Origin of the sequence: Pseudomonas sp. B21-035, from assembly GCF_024748945.1 — a bacterium.
Classification (GTDB): Bacteria; Pseudomonadota; Gammaproteobacteria; order Pseudomonadales; family Pseudomonadaceae; genus Aquipseudomonas.
Genome location: NZ_CP087179.1, coordinates 3,206,700 through 3,214,122, shown reverse-complemented (window position 1 = coordinate 3,214,122; position 7,423 = coordinate 3,206,700). Strand labels below are relative to the sequence as shown.

Annotated in this window: 6 protein-coding genes; 5 read left to right on the top strand and 1 reads right to left on the bottom strand. The window is 62.6% G+C overall.

Features of this window, described 5'->3' with window-relative positions:
* The first annotated feature begins 131 nt into the window (after nt 1-131).
* From LOY22_RS14710 to LOY22_RS14690, 5 genes are all read left to right on the top strand, one after another.
* Nucleotides 132-2,225, top strand: coding sequence for a TonB-dependent siderophore receptor (locus LOY22_RS14710; protein ID WP_408980921.1), 2,094 nt, complete (start codon nt 132-134; stop codon nt 2,223-2,225).
* On the top strand, nt 2,225-2,506 hold the full coding sequence (locus LOY22_RS14705; RefSeq protein WP_213604266.1) for a hypothetical protein: 282 nt from the start codon (nt 2,225-2,227) through the stop codon (nt 2,504-2,506). Before LOY22_RS14710 ends, LOY22_RS14705 begins: the two co-directional genes overlap by 1 nt.
* Nucleotides 2,503-4,005 carry a PepSY domain-containing protein gene (locus LOY22_RS14700; RefSeq protein ID WP_258593694.1) on the top strand — a complete coding sequence of 501 codons (1,503 nt, stop codon included), beginning with the start codon at nt 2,503-2,505 and terminating at the stop codon, nt 4,003-4,005. The genes LOY22_RS14705 and LOY22_RS14700 overlap by 4 nt, the downstream gene beginning before the upstream one ends.
* Nucleotides 4,006-4,017: 12 nt before the next feature.
* Nucleotides 4,018-5,235: a RhtX/FptX family siderophore transporter gene (locus LOY22_RS14695; RefSeq protein WP_258593692.1), complete on the top strand. Its 1,218-nt coding sequence runs from the start codon at nt 4,018-4,020 to the stop codon at nt 5,233-5,235.
* Nucleotides 5,236-5,412: 177 nt separating this feature from the next.
* Nucleotides 5,413-6,747: a hypothetical protein gene (locus LOY22_RS14690; protein ID WP_258593690.1), complete on the top strand. Its 1,335-nt coding sequence runs from the start codon at nt 5,413-5,415 to the stop codon at nt 6,745-6,747.
* A 36-nt stretch (nt 6,748-6,783) separates the two neighbouring features.
* Here LOY22_RS14690 and LOY22_RS14685 read toward each other — a convergent pair whose 3' ends face one another.
* A complete protein-coding gene (locus LOY22_RS14685) occupies nt 6,784-7,404 on the bottom strand; it encodes a hypothetical protein (protein ID WP_258593688.1) in 621 nt (206 codons plus the stop codon).
* Between the last annotated feature and the right edge of the window lie 19 nt (nt 7,405-7,423).

Sequence of the window (7,423 nt, the reverse complement as noted above, 5' to 3'; positions counted from 1 at the left end):
AATCGAAAAGTTCGCCCACTCGTTTGAAGGATACTAATGAGAATTATTATCGAAATTGGGGCGGGGCAATGTTACATCAGGGAGTCAAAAAGGCAGGACGGAGTGGGCAACGCAGCCGGGCGCACTTGGCGATGGTCCTGGTACTGGGCCTGAATCCGTTGGCGCTGGCGATTGCTGCAGAGAACGGCAACGGCACGCTGCAACTGGGCAACATCGAGATCACCGGCAAGGACAGCGCCAGCAGCGTGACCGCACCCGGGGTCACCACCATCGGCAAGATGCCGCTCAAGCTGCGCGAGACGCCGCAGTCGGTGAGCGTGATCGACCACGAGCGCATCGAGCAGCAGAACCTGTTCAGTCTCGATGAGGTGATGCAGCAAGCCACTGGCGTCACCGTGCAGCCGTTCCAGCTGCTGACCACCGCTTATTACGTACGTGGCTTCAAGGTCAACTCGTTCGAACTCGACGGCGTGCCGGCCTTGCTCGGCGACACCGCCAGCTCACCGCAGGACATGGCGGTGTACGAACGGGTCGAGATCCTGCGGGGCTCCAATGGCTTGCTGCACGGCAGTGGCAACCCGGCAGCCACGGTCAACCTGGTGCGCAAACGCCCGCAAAAAGAGTTTGCCGCCAGCACCACCTTGAGCGGTGGCAGTTGGGACCGTTACCGCGGCGAGGTCGATGTCGGCGGGCCGTTGACCGAGTCTGGCAATGTGCGCGGGCGCATGGTCGCCGCCTACGAGGACCGCGACTATTTCTACGACATCGGCAAGCAAGACACTCAGCTGCTGTACGGCATCAGCGAGTTCGACCTGAGCCCGGACACCCTGCTGACCCTGGGCGCGCAGTACCAGACCATCGACTCGGTGACCAACATGGCTGGTGTGCCGATGGCCAAGGACGGCTCGAGCCTGAACCTGCCGCGCTCCACTTACCTGGATGTCGACTGGGACCGCTTCAAGTGGACCACGCGCCGGGTGTTCGGCTCGCTCGAGCAGCAACTGGACTACGGCTGGAAAGCCAAGGTCGCCGCCGAATACCAGGACGCCGACTCCAGCCTGCGTTATGCCGGCGCCTACGGTGCGATTGACCCCGTCACCGGTGACGGCGGCCGTCTGATGGGCGCGGCGTACAAGTTCGAAAGCACCCAGAAGAGCGTCGATGCCTCGGTCAACGGGCCGTTCTCACTGTTCGGCCGCAGCCATGAACTGCTGCTGGGCAGCAACTACAGCCAGGGTGAAACCGAGCAGCGCACGGCGGACTTCACCACGTCGTTGAACGTGCCGGTCAACGTCTATCGCTGGGACCCGCACAGCGTGCCCAAGCCGGGTATCGGCGCCTACACATCGCCGGGTTCGACCACCACCACCTCCAAGGGTGTCTACGCGCTGACCCGCTTCAAGCTGCTCGATCCGCTGACCCTGGTGGTCGGTGCCCGGGCCAGCTGGTGGGACCAGGATGCACCGAGCGATCACTTCAAGCCCGGGCGCGAGATCACCCCGTACGGCGGGCTGATCTGGGACTTCGCCCAGGACTGGTCGTGGTACGCCAGTTACGCCGAGGTGTTCCAGCCGCAGACCGGGCAGACCTGGAGCGGCGACCTGCTCAAGCCGGTGGAAGGCAAGACCTACGAGACCGGGGTCAAGGGCGAGTTGCTGGAGGGCCGCCTGAACGTGTCGCTGGCGGCGTTCCGCATCGACCTGGAGAACAATCCGCAGGTCGACCCGGAACACCCCGGCGCCGGCCCCAACACCTACTACATCAGCGGCGGCAAGGTGCGCAGCCAGGGCTTCGAGCTGGAAAGCACCGGCTATATCACCCCGGACTGGAGCCTGTTCGCCGGCTACACCTACACCACCACCGAATACCTCAAGGACACCCGCAGCAACTCCGGCGAGCGCTATGCCGAGTTCACCCCGCGGCACATGCTGCGGTTGTGGAGCCAGTACGAGCTGCCTTGGCAGGAGCGGCGCTGGAGCGTCGGTGCCGGGGTGCAGGCGCAGAGTGATTTCTCTGCGCAGTCGGGCGCCGTATCGATGCAGCAGGGCGGCTATGCGTTGCTCAATGCACGGGTTGCCTATCGCATTGACGAGCACTGGACGGCCTCGCTCAACGGCAACAACCTGGCCGACCGCAAGTATTACCAGAGCCTTTCCAACCCCAACTGGAACAACCGCTACGGGGAGCCGCGCAGCCTCAACATGACCCTGCGAGGCACGTTCTGATGGCAGCCCCGGGCCTTGGGCCATGGTGGCTGCGCATCAGCCTGGCGCTGGCCGGCAGCGTGCTCAGCAGCCTGCAACTGGCGGTGCTGCTGGCCCGCCACTACCCCTTGGGCGACGGGCTTGAGCGGCTTTATGCGGCGATCTTTCTCGGCCTGGGGTTTCTCGTCACGGTGCTGTTGTGGGCGCTGCTGGCGCCGGACTGCAAGCGCGTGGTCTACCGCTCCAGCGCCTGGTTGCTGCTGTTCAGCCCTTGCCTGGCATGGGCAGGAGCCGGGTCATGATGGGCGCACCGCGGGCGCTGGTGCAGCGCGTGCATGCCGGTGCCGGCGGCGTGTTCGGCGTGCTGCTGTTGGTGATTCTGCTCAGCGGCGCCTGGAGCATGGCCCATGAGGACCTGCGCAGCTGGTTTCGCGGCCCGGCAGCCTTGGCGCCAGGGCCGCTGTTGCCCTTGGCGCAATGGCTGCCGGTGGCCAGCCGCCACGGCCTGGCGCCCGAGGCGTTGCAGATTCGCCTGCCCGACGGCGAGCGCGCGGTGGTCGAGCTGTGCGCGCCTGCCAAGCCGTGCAACCTGGCCCTGGACCCGGCCACTGGCCGGGAGCTGGCGGCAGAGAACGCCGCCGATATCCTCTTCAACCTGCACAAAAGCCTGTTTGCCGGCTTCCCCGGGCGGGTGCTGATCAGCCTGCTGGGGGTGGTGCTGTTGCTGATGATCTGGGCCGGCAGCGTGCTGCACAGTGGCCGCTTGCAGGACCTCACGCGCTTGCGCCGTGACCGTGGCCCGCGGCTGCTGGCCCACGACCTGCACAGCCTGATCGGCCGCTGGGCCGGGCCGTGGCTGCTGTTGTTCGGGGTTACCGGGGCGATGTCCGGCCTTGGCGCCCTGGGTACCCTGACCCTGGCCGGGCAGGCGTTTCCCGGGGCCCCGCAACAGGCGTTCATGCAGCTGCTGGGCGCACCACCGCAGGTCGATCCGCAGGCGGCGCCGGCCCAGCCCTTCGATCTCGATCAACTGCTGAGCAACGACGCGGCGGTGCACCCGGGCTTCACCGCCCAGAGCGTCACCCTGCATCACTGGGGCGAGCCCGGAGCCTGGCTGGAAGTGGCCGGCATCGAGTCCGGCCTGCCCAGCACCGCAGTGTTCGAACGCCATGCCTACCGCGGCGATGACGGCCAGCCGCTAGCCACCAGCAGTGCCAGTGGCCGAGGCTTCTGGCTGCAGGCGTTTATCGCGGTGCAGCCGCTGCACTTTGCCGATTATCGCTGGCTACCCCACGCCGGGCCGCTGTTGCGCGTCGTGCATTTCAGCATGGCCCTGGGCGCCGCAGTGCTGGTGCTCAGCGGCCTGTACCTGTGGCTGGAGCGCCGGCGGCTGAAGGGCGGGGCAGGCTGGCAAGTGCTGCTGCGCCTGGTGGTCGGGGTCGGCGGCGGGCTGCTGGCGGCCAGCGCCGTGCTGCTGTGCGCCGGGGCGCTGGCCAACCTCGGGCTGTTGCCGCGCGGTTCACTGACGGCGTGGTTCTGGGGCTGCTGGATCGCCAGCCTGCTGCTGGCCGCGCTGATGCCGCCGCAGCGCCAACCGCTACGCCTGCTGTTGAGCGTGGCCGGCCTGGCCTTCCTGAGTGCTGGTGCCTTGCACCTGGCTGGCAGCCTGGTGCACGCCAACCTGGGCCTATGGCCGATCGACCTGGTGCTGTTGCTCGCCGGTGCCAGTGCCCTGTGGGCGGTGCGCCGCCTGACTGTTTTTTCGCGCACGGCACGGGCTGCCGACGCCAACGCTATCTGATTGGAGACTCGCATGCTGGATCTGTTGAAACACTGGCGCATGGTGCTGACCTTCGCCCTGTTGTACCTGTCCCAGGGCATTTGCTTCGGCATCGCCATGGACGCCTTGCCAACCCTGTTGCGCCACGATGGCGCGGCCCTCGATGCCCTGGCCTTCCTGCCATTGGTGGGCCTGCCGTGGGTGGTGAAATTCATCTGGGCGCCGCAGGTCGACAACCACTGGAGCCCGCGCCTGGGGCGGCGGCGCAGCTGGATCATCCCGATGCAGATCCTTGTGCTGCTGTGCCTGGTGACCCTGGCGAGCATCGGCCTGAGTGTCGATACCGCCGGCTGGGCCGTGGGCCTGCTGATCCTCGCTTCGTTCGCCAGCGCCACCCAGGACATCGCCACCGACGGCATGGCCGCCGAGTATTTCAGCGACAACATGCTTGCGCGGATCAACGCCATCCAGGTCGGCGGCACCATGTTCGGCTTCTTCGTCGGCGGCGCCGGGGCGCTGCTGCTCAGTGGCCACTTCGGGCAAACCACGGCCTTCGGCCTGTTGGCCCTGGTGCCCTTGGCGAGCCTGTGCTGCGTAGCCTGGCTGCACGTGGCACCGGCTAAAGAGAAACAACCCGACGTCGCCCACGCCAGCCTGCTGCGCTTTATCAAACGGCCCGGGGCGCTGTCGCTGGTGGTGCTGGCATTGCTCTCGGCGATGACCGCGGTGTCTGGCTTCGGCCTGTCGAAACTGTTCCTCAACGATGCTGGCTGGTCGTTGCAGGCCATCGGCCAACTGGGCATGAGCGGCGGCGTGGTGACCATCGTGCTCGGTTGCGGCGGCGGTGCCTGGCTGATCCGTGTGCTGGGCTTGTGGCCGGCGTTCATGCTGGCGGTGGCCATGGCCGGGGTGGCGGCGCTGGTCTGGCTGCTGCAGGCAAGCGGGCCAGTGGCGCCCCGGGTCGAGTTGATCTGGCTGGCGGTGGGGCTGGGCTCGTTTGCCACCGGCGCGACCTCAGTGGCAATCATGACCGCCTCGATGGCGTTTGCCGGGCAAAGCGACCAGGCCGGCACCGACATGACCGCCGTGCAAAGCACCCGCGACCTTGGCGAAATGCTGTCGTCCTCGCTGTTGCTGGGACTGACCGCGCAGGTCGGTTACAGCGGCGGGTTCCTCACCGGGGCGCTGATGGCGGTGGTGGCGCTGCTGGTGGCGCTGAATTTGGCGCGGTATCGGGTTATTGCGCAGTAGGGGGGGGCGTGCGCTCGAGCACGCTCTTTCGGTGAAGCTGGGTTCGTTGGACATCTTCGGTTCTGAAGATGGGCTGTTTCGTTGATGGTGCTGGCAGATTGCTGCTATGTTGGAGCGCTGGGAACCCCCTCTCACGCGCTGCTGGGACAGCCGGTTTTTTGTTAAGGCGAAAGGTCTATGTTAAGAGTCGGCGATTTTGATGAGTTCAGCTCATTGAAAAGAGTTTTTGTTGACGGGAAAATTGAAAAGCTCAAGCTGAATAATTTCTTGACCCGCGTTGATCTGAAGATCATGGCGGAGGATGACTGTCTGGTTTTTCTCGATGATAGTTTTTTAGGGTTGTGGGGCGAGGGGGTTCTTTTTACAAAAAATTATCTGGTGTATAACCTGCTGGGCGAGCGCGGGCATATGCCGCTTTGCAGTATTTCAACTATCGAATTCGTGGGTTCGGATGTGGTCATAAACGCATCGCTCGCGTTGACCTTCAGGAAAATCCCCCTGGGATTGGTTTTTGATGTTTTCAGGGTGGTGTATGCCTCGCTGAAAAGGAATGATGCATCCCTCATTGATGTGCGTAATCATGTTGGCGGAAGAGGAATTCTCAGCAATATTTCGCTGAAAGATGAGGTGGTAGGTTTTTTCCTTTTTGTTAAGGCAAATCAAAATAAAGAGAAGATTGTAGCGCTTATAGGTGAGCATAACTTCAAGGGCAAGGAGCATATTCGCGAGTTCATTGTGCATGATGATAACTTGAAGGCGCTGTCATCGGCCCTGGTAGGGTGTTCGGGGCTGGAGGGCGATGTGCTCGCAAAAACCACCGATTTCTTTTACATGGCGTTCAAATACTATTCGTCATTTTTCTATGATGAGTTGAACTATTACAAAGAAGATTTGGCGCGGGCCGAAGCCCGGGAGCTGGAACTGCAGCGCACGGAAGATCTTGCAAGAAGTAAAGCAAAGGCCGAAGCACAAACAGCAGTCAAGGCTTCAAGGGTATGCTCATTTATCAATGTGTTCGCCGTCAAGGGCGAACCTGCGTCGGATTTCATGGACGCCTTTTTGTCAGTGGTGAATGGCTATTCCAGAAAATACCAGATGAACGAATCTGCGTATTGGTTTGTCTTCACTGCCCATCTTGATTTTTATCTTTACACCCTGGCGACCCGCAAGCTGTTGCAAGCGTCTGGGCTGAACCAGGTTTTCCTTGCGCCCTTTGTCTTTTTGCTTGAGGGTAACAAGGATCGAATGCAGGAACTGTCGGGCTTGATGAATGACGAGGTGGTCAAGGATGCGCTGGTGAGCATGTTTATCCTGATGGCTAACCAGAAGGCCGGGAATAAAGAAGGTAGCTTTAATTTTCTCTATGAGAAGATCCTGCTGTGTGAAAAAGATATACCGGAAGGCGAATTCATGCAGGGCCTTAACGTTGTCAAGCAAATAACTGAAAGGCTGGTGCTTGAGGTTTTGCGACCTGAGATGGAACGGTCCGCAGGAATAGATAATTTGTTCTGATGGATTACCCCTCGCAAGCGGGGGGGCGCTTGCATGCTATTTACCCTGTTTGTTGCCAGATTGCGCAACCGGCACCGAGGATTGCCCCACGATGCGCTTGACCAGCGCCGCATGACTGCTGGCTTGGTCGCTGCGGGAAATGACCTGGATGACCGCCATGCGCTCGCCGGAGCCTGCGATAAAGGTGCTGTTCAAGGTTTTGCCGCCGCCCAGGGTCGCCGTGCTGTCGATTTGTCGCACGCCAAGGCCGTTGCGGTTCAGGCGCGCTTCGCCGGTTTGTCGAAAGTCTGGCAGCCCGGCACTCTGGCGTTCGACGAAACCGCTGACGGCGCCGTCGAGGAAGGCGTCGTCGTTGTCGCCGGGGCGCGATGCTTCGGGGAGCGGTTTTTCAATCACCATGACCACGCGCTTTTCCTGCGAATTGGCATACAGGGTGCCCACGGCGCCGGCGCCTTCGCTGCTCTGTTCGTCGGCGCTCAAGGGGCTGGCGATGAAGCCTGCCGGCAGGGTGAAGCTGAACTTGCCGCCGAGCACCGCGACCTTTACTTCAGCTTTCGCCTGGCTGCCGGCTTTGCTCGCGGCATGCAGATTCGGTAGTGCCAACAGGCCGACAACGGCCAGGGTCAGCGTCAGGGCGGTTTTGTGGAAAATCGTCATACAGTCTCTCGTGGGACGC